Origin of the sequence: Corynebacterium sp. MSK297 (assembly GCF_030232885.1) — a bacterium.
Taxonomy (GTDB): domain Bacteria; phylum Actinomycetota; class Actinomycetes; order Mycobacteriales; family Mycobacteriaceae; genus Corynebacterium.
The window spans coordinates 21017-36472 of the sequence record NZ_JASPGD010000011.1 but is presented as its reverse complement, the minus strand read 5'-3'; the positions used below and the strand labels follow the sequence as shown (position 1 = coordinate 36472).

The 15456-nt window shown below is 57.0% G+C and carries 10 protein-coding genes and 1 pseudogene; 7 read left to right on the top strand and 4 right to left on the bottom strand.

Annotated elements, in window-relative coordinates; translation table 11 throughout:
* Positions 1–35: 35 nt before the first annotated feature.
* The gene (locus tag QP888_RS09690) at positions 36–1826 is read right to left on the bottom strand and encodes a siderophore-interacting protein (RefSeq protein WP_284813373.1); all 1791 of its coding nucleotides are present in this window, start codon (positions 1824–1826) and stop codon (positions 36–38) included.
* A gap of 324 nt (positions 1827–2150) precedes the next feature.
* Between QP888_RS09690 and rpsA the strand changes: the two genes are divergently transcribed.
* The 6 genes and pseudogenes from rpsA (at position 2151) to QP888_RS09660 (ending at position 8332) form a co-directional block, all read left to right on the top strand.
* Positions 2151–3617 carry a 30S ribosomal protein S1 gene (gene rpsA, locus QP888_RS09685; protein WP_284813371.1) on the top strand — a complete coding sequence of 489 codons (1467 nt, stop codon included), beginning with the start codon at positions 2151–2153 and terminating at the stop codon, positions 3615–3617.
* 116 nt (positions 3618–3733) lie between these two features.
* Positions 3734–4339 (top strand): dephospho-CoA kinase, encoded by a 606-nt coding sequence (gene coaE / locus QP888_RS09680; protein WP_284813370.1) that lies wholly within the window; start codon positions 3734–3736, stop codon positions 4337–4339.
* A gap of 30 nt (positions 4340–4369) precedes the next feature.
* Positions 4370–6475, top strand: a complete 2106-nt coding sequence (gene uvrB, locus QP888_RS09675; RefSeq protein WP_284813368.1) for an excinuclease ABC subunit UvrB — start codon at positions 4370–4372, stop codon at positions 6473–6475.
* 249 nt (positions 6476–6724) lie between these two features.
* Positions 6725–7246, top strand: a pseudogene (locus tag QP888_RS09670) (acyl-CoA dehydrogenase family protein); the annotation flags it as partial.
* Positions 7247–7345: 99 nt separating this feature from the next.
* Entirely contained in the window at positions 7346–7816 is a 471-nt protein-coding gene (locus QP888_RS09665) for a universal stress protein (RefSeq protein ID WP_284813364.1), read from the top strand.
* 21 nt (positions 7817–7837) lie between these two features.
* Complete coding sequence (locus QP888_RS09660) at positions 7838–8332, top strand: universal stress protein (RefSeq protein ID WP_284813363.1); 495 nt, start codon at positions 7838–7840, stop codon at positions 8330–8332.
* Positions 8333–8352: 20 nt separating this feature from the next.
* Here the strand turns inward: QP888_RS09660 and QP888_RS09655 are convergent, their stop codons facing one another.
* The 3 genes from QP888_RS09655 to QP888_RS09645 all read right to left on the bottom strand — a co-directional run bounded on the left by QP888_RS09655 (position 8353) and on the right by QP888_RS09645 (position 12295).
* Positions 8353–10632, bottom strand: a complete 2280-nt coding sequence (locus QP888_RS09655) for a HelD family protein (protein WP_284813361.1) — start codon at positions 10630–10632, stop codon at positions 8353–8355.
* A 21-nt stretch (positions 10633–10653) separates the two neighbouring features.
* Positions 10654–11505: a DoxX family protein gene (locus tag QP888_RS09650; RefSeq protein WP_284813360.1), complete on the bottom strand. Its 852-nt coding sequence runs from the start codon at positions 11503–11505 to the stop codon at positions 10654–10656.
* Between the two features lie 190 nt (positions 11506–11695).
* Entirely contained in the window at positions 11696–12295 is a 600-nt protein-coding gene (locus tag QP888_RS09645; protein WP_284813359.1) for an MBL fold metallo-hydrolase, read from the bottom strand.
* Positions 12296–12420: 125 nt separating this feature from the next.
* Between QP888_RS09645 and uvrA the strand changes: the two genes are divergently transcribed.
* Complete coding sequence (uvrA, locus tag QP888_RS09640; protein WP_284813358.1) at positions 12421–15264, top strand: excinuclease ABC subunit UvrA; 2844 nt, start codon at positions 12421–12423, stop codon at positions 15262–15264.
* Positions 15265–15456 lie beyond the last annotated feature (192 nt).

Genomic DNA, 15456 nt, shown 5'->3' with positions numbered 1-15456 from the left:
GCTCGGCATTGCGGTCGGGGCGTGAGCCACTTCTTCTAGGTCTGAAACTCGAAGACTACGCTGCCCGCACCTGGCTGATCGGAGCCGTGCTTGCCGACGGTCGGCGCCGGCAACCCTGCGCGGCCGAAGAGATAATACAGCTCTTCCCGGCTGCGCAGCTTCTCGCCGTACAGTGCGAAGGTGACCAGTGCGCTTTCTGCTCTAGACCGCGCGGCTTTAGACCGCTCAGCACTAGACTGCGTGACACTAGACTGCGCGGTGTCAGAACGTGAGGCAGCAGACGGTGCGGAGAAACCGGTTTCACCAGTGGAATCCGGCAACCGGCACTGGCAAGCAAGCCGCAGCGAATCTGCCCCGGCGTGTTGTTGCTTGCGGTAGAGATCCTGCAGATACTCGGTTGCCGCCGCATCGTCGCGTTGGACCAGATCTGCGGTCACCGGAATCACTGAGTTAGTTGTGTTTGTTGTCTCTGTTGCTTCTGTTGCCTCGGTTGGTGCTGCTGCGGTGCCTAATCCCGTGGATGTCCCGGCCGCAGCCGCAACTCCCGGGTGGTAGCCGTCGACAAGCGCGGTACGCAGGTGCACAAGACCCGCCAATGCTGCTTGGTTACGCTGATTGTTGTCAGATAGCTGCTCGACGGTGGCGTCTTCAGCCAAAATGCGGCCAGAAGCAGTCAACTGCCACTGCGCAGACTCGGCACGGGAAACCAAGCCCAGGGTTCCCAGGTACACCAAAAGCTTTTCCAGCCCAACTGTTTGGGTGTTCGTGGCTGCAGCAAGCTCGTGCACATAACGCGGGGCGGTGGCCAAGGTGGTGCCCAGCCCCACGGTTACTGCCGTGCGAATGGCGAAAGCCGCGGTGAGGTCACTCAGGGCAACAAATTCTTCCTGAGCGTTGTGGCTTGACGTACCGTTCCCAGCGTGCCCATCCTTGTGCGGTGTTAATTGTGCTGGTTCGGCAGCGTTCGTAGTTGCGCTATGCGCGCTGGGGCTGGCTAGCGTTTCTGTCGCCCGGCGCGGTGGCGTGGAGTAGCGTTTCGTGCGGGATTTCCAATAACCAGAAAAATGCATTTGGTGTTTACGTAGCCCCTTGGCCTCCTGCAGCCACCGGCGAATCGGTTTCAAACTGGCAGACTCGCCAGCCACCCAGGCGAAAACCTCGCCGTCCCACCAATCGGTGGTGGAGATGGCGTCGAAAAGCGTGTGCGCATCGCTGTGGAACAACCAGGTGATTTCCACGCCATCTGGGCAGGGGAGTTGTTGGCGGTGGGAGTGCTCGTCAACCAAAATAAAAAATTTGCCGCGCTGCCCGGCAGGCCATTCTTCCAGCCAACGACTCAGCGCGGGCAACGCAGTGGCATCGCCGGCGGCAAGGATCCAGTCAGCGCCGTGCGGGTGGGAAGACGTCGACTTCGGGCCCGCGATTTGCAGAATATCGCCGGGTTGGGCTTGCGAAGCCCACGAGGTGGCGGGGCCGGAGCCATGCAAAACAAAATCTACGTCTAGCTCGCCGTGCTGGCTATCGAAACGGCGCACGGTATAAGTCCGGCGTGGCGACGACGAAGATTTCGCAGGCCAATCCAGCTTGCGGTCCCGCTGCGACGGGCCCACGGGTTCTTTTCCGGGAGAACTGGGCAGGATTAGTTTGATGGAGTCGTCGAAATTATCTGAGCGAAACTCTGGGACGGCGTAGCCGTTGTCGGCAGTATGTGCTGCTAATTGCGGACCGCCCAGGGTGACCCGACGCATGCCGTCGGTGACATCCTGGACGCGCAGCACCTGCAAAAAACGGGTGCTTGCTGGGTACGAAGTACGTGTGCGGGCCATAAGCCCATTTTAGTCGTACTGTGCTGACCCAGCTGCGGCGTTGTGTGCGGTAACAAGGCCATTGGGGATAGAGCTGCTCGTTATAAGGAAGAAGCTCGAAGAAAGGCTTGCGTAGCTCGGGTTACGGGTTTATGCTTTGTAGGGCATGTCTATGCGTTAGGAGTGCGTGAGCTCTGATAGGAAGTTTGACGCACTTGTAGCGCGAGATTGCGGGTCTTCACCGCTGAATACCGAGCTAGACGCTTCCGTATCAGAGCAGGAGCCCCGTGAGAGACTGCGAATGTACACAATCGATTTCCTATCCATTTCGGAGCACGCAACAATATGACAGCTTCTAAGGCCCCTCAGGTAGCCGTAAACGACATCGGCACCGCTGAGGATTTTCTCGCCGCGATCGACGAGACCATCAAGTACTTCAATGACGGTGACATTGTAGAAGGCACCGTCGTCAAGGTCGATCACGACGAGGTACTGCTTGACATCGGATATAAGACCGAGGGTGTTATCCCTTCGCGTGAGTTGTCCATCAAGCATGACGTCAACCCAGATGAGGTTGTGGAGCTGGGCGACCAGATCGACGCCCTGGTCCTGACGAAGGAAGACAAGGAAGGCCGTCTGCTGCTTTCCAAGAAGCGCGCCCAGTACGAGCGCGCTTGGGGTGCCATCGAGGACCTCAAGGAAAACGATCAGCACGTCACCGGTACCGTCATCGAGGTCGTCAAGGGCGGCCTGATTCTGGACATCGGTCTACGTGGCTTCCTTCCTGCCTCCCTGGTTGAAATGCGCCGCGTTCGCGACCTGGAGCCATACATTGGCCAGGAGCTTGACGCCAAGATTATCGAGCTGGACAAGAACCGCAACAACGTCGTTCTGTCCCGCCGTGCATACCTGGAGCAGACCCAGTCCGAGGTTCGTTCCGAATTCTTGCACCAGCTGCAAAAGGGTCAGGTTCGCAAGGGTGTCGTTTCCTCCATCGTCAACTTCGGTTCCTTCGTGGACTTGGGCGGTGTCGACGGTCTGGTACACGTTTCCGAGCTGTCCTGGAAGCACATCGATCACCCATCCGAGGTTGTTACCGTCGGCGACGAAGTCACCGTTGAGGTTCTGGACGTTGATCTGGACCGCGAGCGTGTTTCCCTGTCTCTGAAGGCAACCCAGGAAGATCCATGGCGCGTGTTCGCCCGCACCCACGCTGTGGGCCAGATTGTTCCGGGCAAGGTCACCAAGCTCGTTCCATTCGGTGCATTCGTTCGCGTCGAAGAGGGCATCGAAGGCCTGGTTCACATCTCCGAACTGGCTCAGCGCCACGTCGAGGTTCCAGACCAGGTTGTCAACGTTGGCGAAGAAGCCATGGTCAAGGTCATCGACATCGACCTCGAGCGTCGTCGTATCTCGCTGTCCCTGAAGCAGGCTGACGAGGACTACACTGAGGAATTCGATCCTTCCAAGTACGGCATGGCCGACTCCTACGACGAGCAGGGCAACTACCTGTTCCCAGAAGGATTCGACCCAGAGACTAACGAGTGGAAGGAAGGCTACGACGAACAGCGTCAGGCCTGGGAAGCTCGTTACGCCGAGTCCGAACGTCGCTTCCAGCTGCACACCGCGCAGATCGAGCGCAACCGTGCCGCAGCTGAAGCCGCTGCTAACAGCGATGAAGCCGCTAACTACTCCTCCGAATCCGGCGCATCGGATGCCGCTCCGTCATCCGAAGGCACCACCGAGGATGCAGGTTCCCTGGCTTCCGATGAGCAGCTTGCTGCACTTCGCGATAAGCTGGCCGGCAACTAAATTAGCCAGCACGCTTAGCTAGCCGCCCGCCGGCTAGTGTCGCAAGATCGCAACCCACTTCTTTCTGTCCCAACCGGGGCATTGAGAAGTGGGTTTTTGCGTTCTACACTGGGCCTATGAAAATCATCGGACTTACCGGAGGGATCGGCAGCGGTAAGTCAACCGTCGCCCGCGCCCTCAACGAACACGGTTACCCCATCGTCGACGCGGACCACATCGCACGCGAAATCGTCGAACCCGGCCAGCCGGTACTGCAAGAACTAGCCGAAGAATTCGGCGCCGACATCCTCGATGCCGACGGTGTACTCGACCGCGGACTACTCGCCTCACGTGCATTCGAAAACAAAGAAACCACCGCACGACTCAACGAAATCACCCACCCGCGCATCAACCAACGCACACAAGAACTTTTCGACGAAGCACGCAGGAATGGGGCAGAAGCAGTCATCTATGATATGCCACTGCTCATCGATAAGGGCCTGCATGAAGACATGGATGCCACCATCGTTGTGCATGCCGACGAGCACGTGCGCCTCGAACGGCTGACCACCAAGCGCGGCCTCGATAGCGACGATGTCCGACGGCGCATCAACGCACAGATTGACGACGAGACGCGCAAACAATACGCAGATATCCTCCTCGACAACAACGGCAGCGAAGAAGATCTAACACAGCAAATAGCACAAGCCGTCGACAAGATTAAGCAGTTGACCAAGCAATAGCAACCGAGTTAGCAGAGTAGACTGACGACTATGGCTTTTGCTGCTGAGTACCCCGTTTTATCTGAATCCGAACACCGTCCAGTCGGCGCAATCGAGCGCCGGAAAAAGACGTTCGAGGTTGTCTCCGAATATCAACCGGCCGGTGACCAGCCCACAGCAATCAAAGAGCTAGATCGGCGCCTCAAAGAAGGTGAATCTGACGTCGTCCTGCTCGGTGCCACCGGTACCGGTAAATCCGCCACCGCAGCTTGGTTGATTGAACAACAGCAGCGTCCAACCCTAGTCATGGCGCCGAATAAAACTCTGGCGGCACAGCTGGCCAACGAATTGCGCCAACTTCTTCCGCATAACGCGGTGGAGTACTTCGTCTCGTACTACGACTACTACCAGCCGGAAGCCTACGTCGCGCAGACAGACACCTATATCGAAAAAGACTCCTCGATTAACGAAGACGTCGAACGGCTGCGTCACTCCGCGACCTCCGCGCTGCTGTCACGCCGCGACGTCGTCGTGGTCTCGTCGGTGTCCTGTATTTACGGCCTGGGAACCCCGCAGTCCTACTTGGACCGTTCCGTGGTCATGAAAGTTGATGATGAAGTAGAGCGTGATCGGTTCCTGCGCTTGCTCGTCGATATTCAGTACGAGCGTAACGATGTTGGTTTCACCCGCGGTGCTTTCCGCGTCAATGGCGATACCGTCGATATTATCCCGGCCTATGAGGAACGCGCTGTGCGTATCGAATTTTTCGGCGACGATATCGATGCGCTGTACTATATCCATCCGCTGACCGGTGATGTCCTCGAACAGGTTGATGAAGTACGCATCTTCCCAGCCACGCACTACGTCGCCGGCCCCGAGCGCATGGAAAAAGCCATCGCGGATATCAAAGAAGAACTGCAGCAGCGTCTCACTGAGCTGGAAAATCGCGGAAAGCTCCTGGAAGCCCAGCGGCTGCGCATGCGCACCGAATACGACCTGGAAATGATTGAACAAGTCGGTTTCTGTTCCGGCATCGAGAACTACTCGCGGCATATTGACGGGCGTGAAGCAGGAAGTGCCCCGGCCACGCTGATGGATTATTTCCCGGAGGACTTCCTGACAATCATCGACGAATCCCACGTGACCGTCCCACAGATTGGTGGCATGTTCGAAGGCGATATGTCGCGCAAGCGCAACCTGGTGGATTTCGGTTTTCGTTTACCCTCCGCGCTGGACAACCGGCCGCTGACATTCGATGAATTTGAAAAACGCGTCGGCCAGACTGTCTATCTCTCCGCGACACCTGGTGACTACGAAATTACTGCCGCAGGTGGTGAATACGTCGAGCAGGTCATTCGCCCGACGGGCCTGGTGGATCCGAAGGTCACCGTGAAACCAACCAAGGGGCAGATTGATGATCTTATCGATGAGGTCAAAACACGCACGGCAAAAAATGAGCGCGTGCTGGTGACCACGCTGACCAAGCGCATGGCCGAAGACCTCACCGACTATCTGCTGGAGCACGGCGTTAAGGTACGCTACCTGCACTCCGATATTGACACCTTGCAGCGTGTAGAGCTGTTGCGTCAGCTGCGGTTGGGCGAGTTCGATGTGCTTGTAGGCATCAACTTGTTGCGTGAGGGTTTGGACTTGCCCGAGGTGTCGTTGGTGGCAATCCTGGACGCGGATAAAGAAGGCTTTTTGCGTTCGACAACCTCGCTTATTCAGACCATTGGTCGTGCGGCCCGTAACGTATCCGGTGAAGTCATCATGTATGCCGACAAGATCACCGAATCGATGCAAAACGCCATCGATGAAACGGAACGTCGCCGCGAAAAGCAGATTGCTTACAACACTGAACACGGCATAGACCCGCAGCCGCTGCGCAAAAAGATCGCAGACATCCTCGACCAGGTCTACGAATCGGACGACGACGGGGATGCGGCAAGCAACTCGGAATCTGGCGATGCGGCGCTCGTCGACAAGCCAGACGTGTCATCCATGGCAGAAGGCGAGATCCAAACTCTTATCGACGATCTGACGAAGCAAATGAAAGTTGCCGCCAGGGACCTGAAGTTCGAATTGGCGGGTCGGTTGCGTGATGAGATCGCGGATCTGAAAAAGGAGTTGCGCGGGGTGAAAGAAGCCGGAATCTAGGCTCCCCTGATACCGGGAGCTAATACCAGGAGCTAATACCGGGAAAGGCGAAGTGACAAAACTTTCCATAATCGGTTGAAGTTAGTTTGGCCTCCTTATAGTGTGATGTGCACAATCGCGAGATGAGGAGCCCGTCGCACTATGCCGAATAAGCCCAGCACACCAGGCCAGGAATCATTCCTCGGCGCTGTGGATATCACCCAGCTTGCTTCCCTGTTTTCTGCGGAAGAAAAAGACGTCGCGCTGCGCGTGCGTGGTTTCGTGGTTCCCACCGACACCAAAGGCTATTCGGCGCAGGTTATCGAGCCAAAAATGTCCATGCGTGCTTCAATCCAGTGTGAAATTCACCTGAATGATCTTCGCCTGCCGGAATCGGCGATGTTGCCCGCAGAAACCGCAGTGGGGCTTGGCGGCCCGTTCCGGTGTTTGAACGAGGCCCGCTACGGCATCAATCGCGGTTACTTGCTCGCGCACCAGATCGGTCGGATGAAAGATAGCACGAAAAATAGCGCTGGTGCCGCGGAACAGGCCACCGGGCTTCCACACGGCTCGCTCTTGCCGGCGACAATTTCCACCGGAAAGCTCGATAACACACGCGTCGCGCTCACTATCGCACGCGAAGCTCGCGCGATGCTGGGCGGCAACGGCATTTCCCTGGAGTATTCCCCGCTGCGCCACGCGAACAATCTGGAATCGGTGCGTACTTATGAAGGCACCGATGAGGTACACCAGCTCACCATCGGCCGTCACCTGACAGGCCCGCGAGCGTGATAAACGCATCATATTTATTGGCGACGGCGGTGATTTTCCGGTGGGAGCTACACCCAGGCGTTAGAATCACACTAACGCCAAACTTGGAAGGAGCACCCCGTGGTTGCATATTCCACCATCGTTACCGGATCTGACGGGTCGGATTCATCCCTGCATGCTGTGCGCGCGGCCGCGAGTCTGGCTCGAGTGTACGATGCGCGGCTGATCATCGTGTCTGCTTATTATGAAAAACACGGGCTGGTCATTGACGCGAAAGCTGATGCTCATGCGTTGCCTGTGATCAACCGGGAAGCCGCCGAGGAGATCTTGCGCGAGGCACGCGAAGTTTCCGTCGTCGAAGGCGCAAAAGACATAGAACTTCGCCCGGTCAACGGAGGCCCCGTGGCAGTGCTGCGCACAGTCGTGGAAAATTCCGCAGCGGATCTCGTCGTGGTGGGTAACCGCGGGCTGAAGACGTTATCCGGCCGCGTGTTCGGCAGCATTCCGAGTGAAGTTACCCGCCGTTTTGACGTCGATGTCTTGGTCGTCAACAGTGACGGTGCCGCAACTTCTGCCAGCGGCGAAGGATAGGGCAGCAGGGTAGCGGATACGATGACTTCAGAGACGGCGGAAACCACCGATCCACACAGTGCTGACTATCCACGCAGTGCTGATTATTCCTGCATTGTCGTTGGCAGTGACGGCTCACAGTCGTCCATGTTGGCAGTGCGACGCGCGGCACGGTTAGCGGCCGCCTTTGATGCACAGCTGCTTATCGCTTGCGCGTACTACGAACCCGGTCATGTAGCAGGCCCACAAGAACCAGTGAGTGATCACCCTGTTGTGGGTGCAGAGCAGGCCGAAGCCATCCTGCAACCAGCAGTAGAAGAAGCCCGCGCTTTAGGCGCAGAAAAAGTAAGCAGCGCGGTACAAACCGGAAGCCCCGTCGCCGCATTGATGAGTATCGTCGCCCAGCACGATGCCGATGTGCTTGTGGTAGGCAACCGCGGTATCAATACGTTAACAGGCCGGTTATTAGGATCCGTACCAGCAGATATTGCGCGGCAATCCGACTGCGACGTGATTATCGTGCACACCGTCGCTTAGCCGGAGCCTCACACCTTTCGCTATTCGGCTAAATCCAGCTCGCCGATAATGCTCAGCGTTTGCGTCGCGCGGGTACAGGCGACGTACAGATCCTGCCAACCACGCGGTGTGGCCGCGATGATCTCCGCAGGCTCTACGACGATGACGTGGTCATACTCCAACCCTTTATGCTGGGATGCATTCTGCGCAGTAATGATTGCACAACTGCGTTGTGGCTCGTCGGCACGCAATTGCTCCCGCACTGATTCCGGAGACGTCCCACTCGGCAACCACCGCACGGCAGCCTCCTGGTTCCGGATTGCTTGCGCCACCGTGGCATCAGGTTGATACTTGCGGACAATCGCTTCTGCTAATTCTGCGATCTCCACCGGGGTGCGGTAATTGACCGTGAGCTGATGCTGGCGGTAGCGCTTGCCGACGAATGGCTCGAGCGCCTCACTCCAATTATCGCAACCGGCTGGCGAGCTCGTCTGTGCAGGATCACCCACCACCGTCATCCAATGATTCGGGCTGCGGCGGAAGACCATCCGCCATTCCATCGCGGAAAGCTCTTGCGCTTCGTCAACAACCACGTGACCGAATGCCCAGGTGCGATCGCCTTCTGCACGCTCTGCGGTCGTGCGGTAATCGCGGGCCAGCTGGCGTCGCGCCAGCGTTTCTGCATCGATCACGTGGTGCGCGGAGAGAATCTCCGAATCAAATACGTCATCGTTATCGGTGGATTCAGACGTAGCCAGAATATCGAGTGCACCCTCGGCTTCGTCCAAGGCTTCTTGCCATTCTCGCTCATCTGCAGCAGCTTGTTGCTCGTCATCACTGCTACCGAGCAATTGCGCGAGCTCATCCAAGAGCGCGGCATCAGAATCTGCCCAGCTGTGTGCGGAGGGCTCTGCACTGCGCAACAACGCGGAAACGAATTCCTCACCACCATTACCGCGGCAGGCAGCCTGTAGCGCGTGGTAGTCGGTAAGCAGTTCTCGAAGCACCTGGCGCGGCCCTAACTGGGGCCAGAATTCGTCGACAAGTTCCTCGATGATGGCCTCGTCCGAGATATCCTCGCCCAACGCGGAGATATCCGCGCTATCCAGCAGGTTGCCTCCATCCAATGGGTCCTGGCCAATGATAGCTGCCAATCCATGCGCCAATTCCGAATGTAGCTGCTCGGTAAAGACCTCGCGTGCCTCATTGTGCGGTTTGCGGGAACGACGTGCCCGGGTCCGCGCAGATTTCACCATCGCTGGGGTAAGCTCCACGCGGGTGCCTTCTAATACCACCTCGCGGTTGTGCTTCGGTACCTGCTGATAAGCCTTGACCGCGGCCTTCAACACGTCGACCATCTGCAGCGAGCCTTTAACCCGACGAGTCTCTGCGTTTTCGTGCAGCGTGGGCCGCAAACCAGGGTAGAGGCGCCCTATCGTGCTCAAAACTACACCGGTTTCTCCCAGCTCGGGCAATACCTGCGAAATATAGTTCAAAAACGTTGGATTGGGCCCGATAATCAGCACACCGGTGCGTGATAGCTGTTCACGCCAGGTATAGAGCAGATACGCCACTCGGTGCAAAGCCACAGCGGTCTTTCCAGTGCCGGGCCCGCCTTCCACAACAAGTACCCCGCGGGTGGCATCACGAATAATCGCGTCTTGTTCCCGCTGGATGGTTTCAACGATCGACTGCATGTGTTCGCCACGGGCGGTATTCATTGCCTGTAGAAGAGCAGCTTCTCCGGCTACATCCGCGCGGGCTGCATCGTCTGGTGCCGTGCCGGAGAGCAATTCGTCGTCAATATCTTTGACTACCCGGTCCGCGGTGCGGATATGCCGCCGCTTGCGCACGCCTTCTGGGTGTGCGGTGGTCGCCAAATAAAACGGTCGTGCCATGGGTGCACGCCAGTCGATCAACAGCGAGTGGTAATCGTCGTCACGGTCCATCAGACCAATGCGCCCGATATAGCGGCGATCTAAGCCTTCTGGTGTTGGGTTTTCGCCTTGTGCATCGACATCGATGCGGCCGAAGACCAGCCCGATCTGTGCGAGGTTGAGTTGATCTAATTTTTCTTGCAGCTGGTGGTATTCGGTTTCCCGGCGCAGTAAAGCGTCGGAATCAGCGTTGGCTGGATCAATAGTTAATTGGGCGTCGGCAAGACGCTGTCGTGCATTGGAGACATCAGAATCCAAAATGCCGAACAAAGCATCCAGATAGCTTTGTTCGGCAGCAAGCTCCGCAGAAAACTCTGAGTTATGTGCTCGTTGGTTCTTCTGCGTAGCTGTGGATTCGTGTCCCCGAGAAAAACGAGGAGACACTGTGGGGTAGTTTCCTAAATCTTAAAAATCGATCTTCTTGTCTAGCTTCTTCATTGCCTTAGACAGAGCTTTATCCGCCTTGCTCTGAATCTTCTCAGCGTTCTTACGCGCTTTCTTGGCTTTTTTGCCGTGCTTTTTCTCGGCCTCCTTCAGAGCATCGTTGGCCTTATCCTGAGCCTTCTGGGCAGCCTTGACGGTGCTCTTCTTGGCGGTTTTGGCGTTCGAACGCGCAGCGTCGAGCCATTCGTTGGCGGTCTTGGACCAGTCGCCCTTGTTGTCGTTGACATAGGCCTGGGCCTTTTCGCTGGAATCCTTAATCCAGTCACCAGCCTGGTCGGTGAAGTCGCCTGCCTTTTCTCGGGCCTCATCCCACATCTTTTCGGAGTCGGACTTGGTCGGCAGTGCCTGCTGCATCTTCTTGCCGGCCTGCTTGGAAGCGTGCTCCGCGCGCCACTTCAAACCAGGTTTGCCCTCAGTGTCCTGCGAGGCGATGAACAAGCCGCCCAGCAGAGCAGACGAGGTAGCAAAGTTGTTCAGGCGTGCACGACGCTCGCCGTCTTCGTCGGCAGCCCAGAAAGCATCACGAGAAATCAGCGTCGGCAGGGTAGTGACAGCCAAAGTAGCGGCCGCGAAACGCGGTGCCTTACCAATGGCGAACAGGGAACCAGCACCCACCTTCGTGCCACCCAAGATACGGGCGACAGTCTTTGGGCTGTCTGGAATAGCGTCCGCGATATCCGCTGGGACAAGCTTGCGCACGCGCTTGATCAGGTCTTCGGTGGTGTCAACACGCTCGTTGGTCTTACGCAGCGCGTCAACGCCGTCGAGAATAAAGACCGAAGCCAGCATTGGTCGTGCAATCTTGCGGATCATAGCTAGTAATGCTCCTTGTAATAGTAGCTAGAAGTACTAGGGGTTAATTCTACGCCATCAGCGCGCATAATGTGGTCAGTATTACTGACAGAAACCCGCTAGCAGCCTCGCCGATTCGAAGACGAGCAGTGCGGGTGCATCGCGCCTCAGCGCCGGACGGTTACTACCTAATTGCTGCCCACATATGGGCTTACCAGCGGCGTTCCCACCATTCTTCCAATTTTCCGCGCTCTTCACCCAACGTCGTCGGGTCTCCGTGGCCTGGCCAGACTTTGGTTTCATCAGGATATTGCTCGAAGATACGTCCATTCACGTCGTGGAACAGACGCACAAAATCGCCCTCAGAATCTGTCTTTCCCAAACCACCGGGGAACAGCGAGTCGCCGACGAACAAATTCGGTACCCCATCAATCGCAGCGGCCAAGGCAACACCACCAGGAGTGTGACCGCGCAAAATAATCACCGGGTATTCTTCACCTGCAAATTCCACGACATCACCGTGGTGCAGTTCGACGTCAATGTCGCCTGGGATCGCCGGGGCATCCAGATGCGACGCGTAGTGTTTCGCACCGGTCTTTTTCACTACCTCTTCCACGGCGCGGGTGTGGTCCCAGTGGCGATGAGTCGTCAACACGGCGGTGATGGAGACCCCGAGTTCTTCCGCGAATGCCAACAACTTCGCGGCATCGTCGGCGGCGTCGATCAACAATGCTTGGTCGCCGTCGACAAGAAAATAACACTGATTGTCCATCTCGGACACGGATAAAGAATGTAGCGCGAGAGTGCTCATACCGACAGTTTACGGATACTTCCTTGAGATAGCTGTTTTCGCCTGCGTCCTGGTAGTTTTAAAGAGTCTAATTCTTATATAAACCGGTTTTTACAGCTCAATTTGTGGGAAGGCTTGGTGGCTCCGTGGCAGACCGTTTAGTGGTCAAAGGTGCGCGTGAACACAACCTGAAGGGCGTGGATATTGACTTGCCGCGCGATACAATGATCGCTTTTACCGGGCTGTCTGGCTCGGGTAAATCGTCGTTGGCGTTCGACACCATCTTCGCCGAGGGACAGCGTCGTTACGTGGAATCGTTGTCATCGTATGCCCGGATGTTTTTGGGGCAGATGGACAAGCCGGACGTGGAATTCATCGAAGGTCTATCGCCAGCGGTCTCGATTGACCAGAAATCAACCAACCACAACCCGCGTTCCACCGTGGGTACCATTACCGAAATTTATGACTACCTACGTTTGCTGTTTTCGCGCGCGGGCACCCCGCATTGTCCTACGTGCGACGCGGTGATTGAGCGGCAAACCACGCAGATGATTGTCGACCAGGTGCTTGAGCATGAAGAAAGAGCCAAGTTTCAGGTGCTGGCACCGGTGGTGCGCACGCGAAAAGGCGAGTTTGTGGATCTGTTTGCTGATCTCGCGGCGCAGGGGTTTTCGCGTGCTCGCATCGACGGCGAAATCTATCAGCTCAGTGACCCGCCGACGCTGAAAAAGCAGATCAAGCACGATATCGACGTCATCGTGGACCGTTTGCAGGTTAAGGCTTCGCAGAAACAACGCCTGACTGATTCGGTCGAGACGGCTTTGCGGCTTGCCGACGGCCTGGTCACGATTGATTTTGTGGATGACCCAGAATCTACCCGGATGTTTTCTGAGAAATCCGCCTGCCCGAATGGGCACGCTTTGACGATCGACGAGTACGAGCCGCGGTCGTTTTCTTTCAACTCCCCGTATGGTGCCTGCCCGGCCTGCGATGGATTGGGCTCGCGCCATGAGGTGGATCAGGATTTGTTGATTCCGGACCCGGATGCGCCGGCGAATAAGTCTGTTCAGCCGTGGTACGCCAGCCCAAACCAGCGTTATTTCATCAAATTGGTCGAAGGTTTGGCGAAGGCCCTGGATTTTGATCCAGAAACACCGTTTTCGGAGCTTACTAAGCAACAGCGCGATGCTCTGGTCAACGGCACGAAGACTGAAGTTCGTGTGCGTTACCGCAACCGTTACGGGCGCCAGCGGGATTGGACGGCACCGTTTGAGGGTGCGGCAGGCTATGTGCGGCGCAAGCTCGATACCGCAGAATCCGATTCGCAAAAAGACCGTTTCATGGCTTATACCCGCCAAGTGCCGTGTAAGAAGTGCAAAGGCACGCGCCTCAAGCCGGAGATCCTCGCGGTGCGGTTGGCGTCGACTTCGCACGGTGAACTCTCCATTGCCGGGCTGGCCGAGCTGCCAATCGAAGAAGCCACGCAGTTCCTGGATACGCTGCAGCTGGATCACCGCAACGAAATCATTGCCGGTGCCGTGCTCAAAGAGATCCAAGCGCGCCTGCAATTTCTTGTCGACGTCGGCCTGACCTATCTGACGCTCAATCGCGGTGCTTCCACCCTTTCTGGCGGCGAGGCACAGCGCATTCGCCTGGCAACACAAATTGGTGCAGGTTTGGCCGGTGTGTTGTACGTGTTGGACGAGCCGTCGATCGGCTTGCACCAACGTGATAATCATCGCTTGATTGCCACGCTGCAAAGGCTGCGCGATTTGGGGAATACGTTGATCGTCGTAGAGCACGATGAGGACACGATTCGTGCCTCCGACTGGATGGTAGATATCGGGCCTCGCGCCGGTGAATACGGTGGTGAAGTGGTCTACCAGGGTGAGCCTGCGGGAATCGAGAATTGCTCTGGGTCATTGACCGGTGATTACCTGTCCGGTCGCAAGGTTTTGGCGGTTCCGGAGACGCGCCGCCCCATTGATAAGGAGCGGCAGCTCACTGTCGTCGGTGCCCGAGAAAATAACCTGCGTGGCATCAACGTCACCATCCCTCTGGGGGTTTTGTGCTGTATTACCGGTGTTTCCGGCTCCGGTAAATCCACCGTCGTGAACGGAATTTTGGCAAAGACTTTGGCCAACGAGCTCAACCGAGCCCGCCAGGTTCCCGGCCGAGCTAAGCGCGTGGAAGGCATCGATAACCTGGACAAAATGGTGCAGGTGGATCAGTCACCGATTGGACGAACTCCGCGTTCCAACCCAGCGACCTATACCGGTGTATTCGATAAGATCCGCAACCTGTTTGCTGAAACCCAAGAGGCCAAGGTGCGCGGCTATAAGCCCGGCCGGTTCTCTTTCAATGTCAAGGGTGGGCGCTGTGAGGCCTGCCAGGGCGAGGGCACCTTGAAGATCGAAATGAACTTCCTCCCGGACGTGTTCGTGCCGTGCGAGGTGTGTCACGGTGCGCGCTATAATCGCGAGACGCTGGAGGTGCACTACAAGGGCAAAAACATTGCCGAAGTGCTGAATATGCCAATTTCCGAAGCCGCGGAGTTCTTCGAGCCGATCACGTCGATCCACCGTTATCTGGACACGCTTGTCGACGTCGGCCTGGGCTATGTGCGCCTGGGACAGTCGGCAACGACGTTATCCGGTGGCGAGGCGCAGCGCGTAAAGCTTGCCTCCGAGTTGCAGAAGCGCTCGCACGGACGCACCGTTTATATTTTGGATGAGCCGACGACTGGGCTGCACTTTGAAGACATTCGCCGCTTGATGCTGGTAATTCAAGGCCTGGTGGATAAAGGCAACTCCGTGCTGATCATCGAGCATAATCTCGATGTGATCAAGGCTGCGGACTGGATCGTAGACATGGGGCCGGAAGGCGGTTCCGGTGGCGGCACCGTGGTAGCGCAAGGTACCCCAGAAGATGTGGCGCAAGTGGAAGCTTCGTATACCGGGCAATTCTTGGCAGAGATACTCAATGCTTAAAACGGCGCTGAGACAAAACGGCGATGGGCTTCCTGTCGCAATTTGTGTTGGCTCAGTGCGTATGCTAAGTTCTAATGCACTACCACCTAGGGTTCCGTCCAGGAACTTAGGTCACAAGTGGAGTCTCCTCCCACCTCATGCCGCTGCTTAGGTTGGCTACGGGTAAAGGTACATACCGGTACCACGGCAACA

Bases quoted from the DNA above. Each gene is read 5' to 3' on its own strand.
- QP888_RS09690 (WP_284813373.1), bottom strand. From the start codon at position 1,826: ATGGCCCGCACACGTACTTCGTACCCAGCAAGCACCCGTTTTTTGCAG.
- rpsA (WP_284813371.1), top strand. From the start codon at position 2,151: ATGACAGCTTCTAAGGCCCCTCAGGTAGCCGTAAACGACATCGGCACC.
- coaE (WP_284813370.1), top strand. From the start codon at position 3,734: ATGAAAATCATCGGACTTACCGGAGGGATCGGCAGCGGTAAGTCAACC.
- uvrB (WP_284813368.1), top strand. From the start codon at position 4,370: ATGGCTTTTGCTGCTGAGTACCCCGTTTTATCTGAATCCGAACACCGT.
- QP888_RS09660 (WP_284813363.1), top strand. From the start codon at position 7,838: ATGACTTCAGAGACGGCGGAAACCACCGATCCACACAGTGCTGACTAT.
- QP888_RS09650 (WP_284813360.1), bottom strand. From the start codon at position 11,505: ATGATCCGCAAGATTGCACGACCAATGCTGGCTTCGGTCTTTATTCTC.
- QP888_RS09645 (WP_284813359.1), bottom strand. From the start codon at position 12,295: ATGAGCACTCTCGCGCTACATTCTTTATCCGTGTCCGAGATGGACAAT.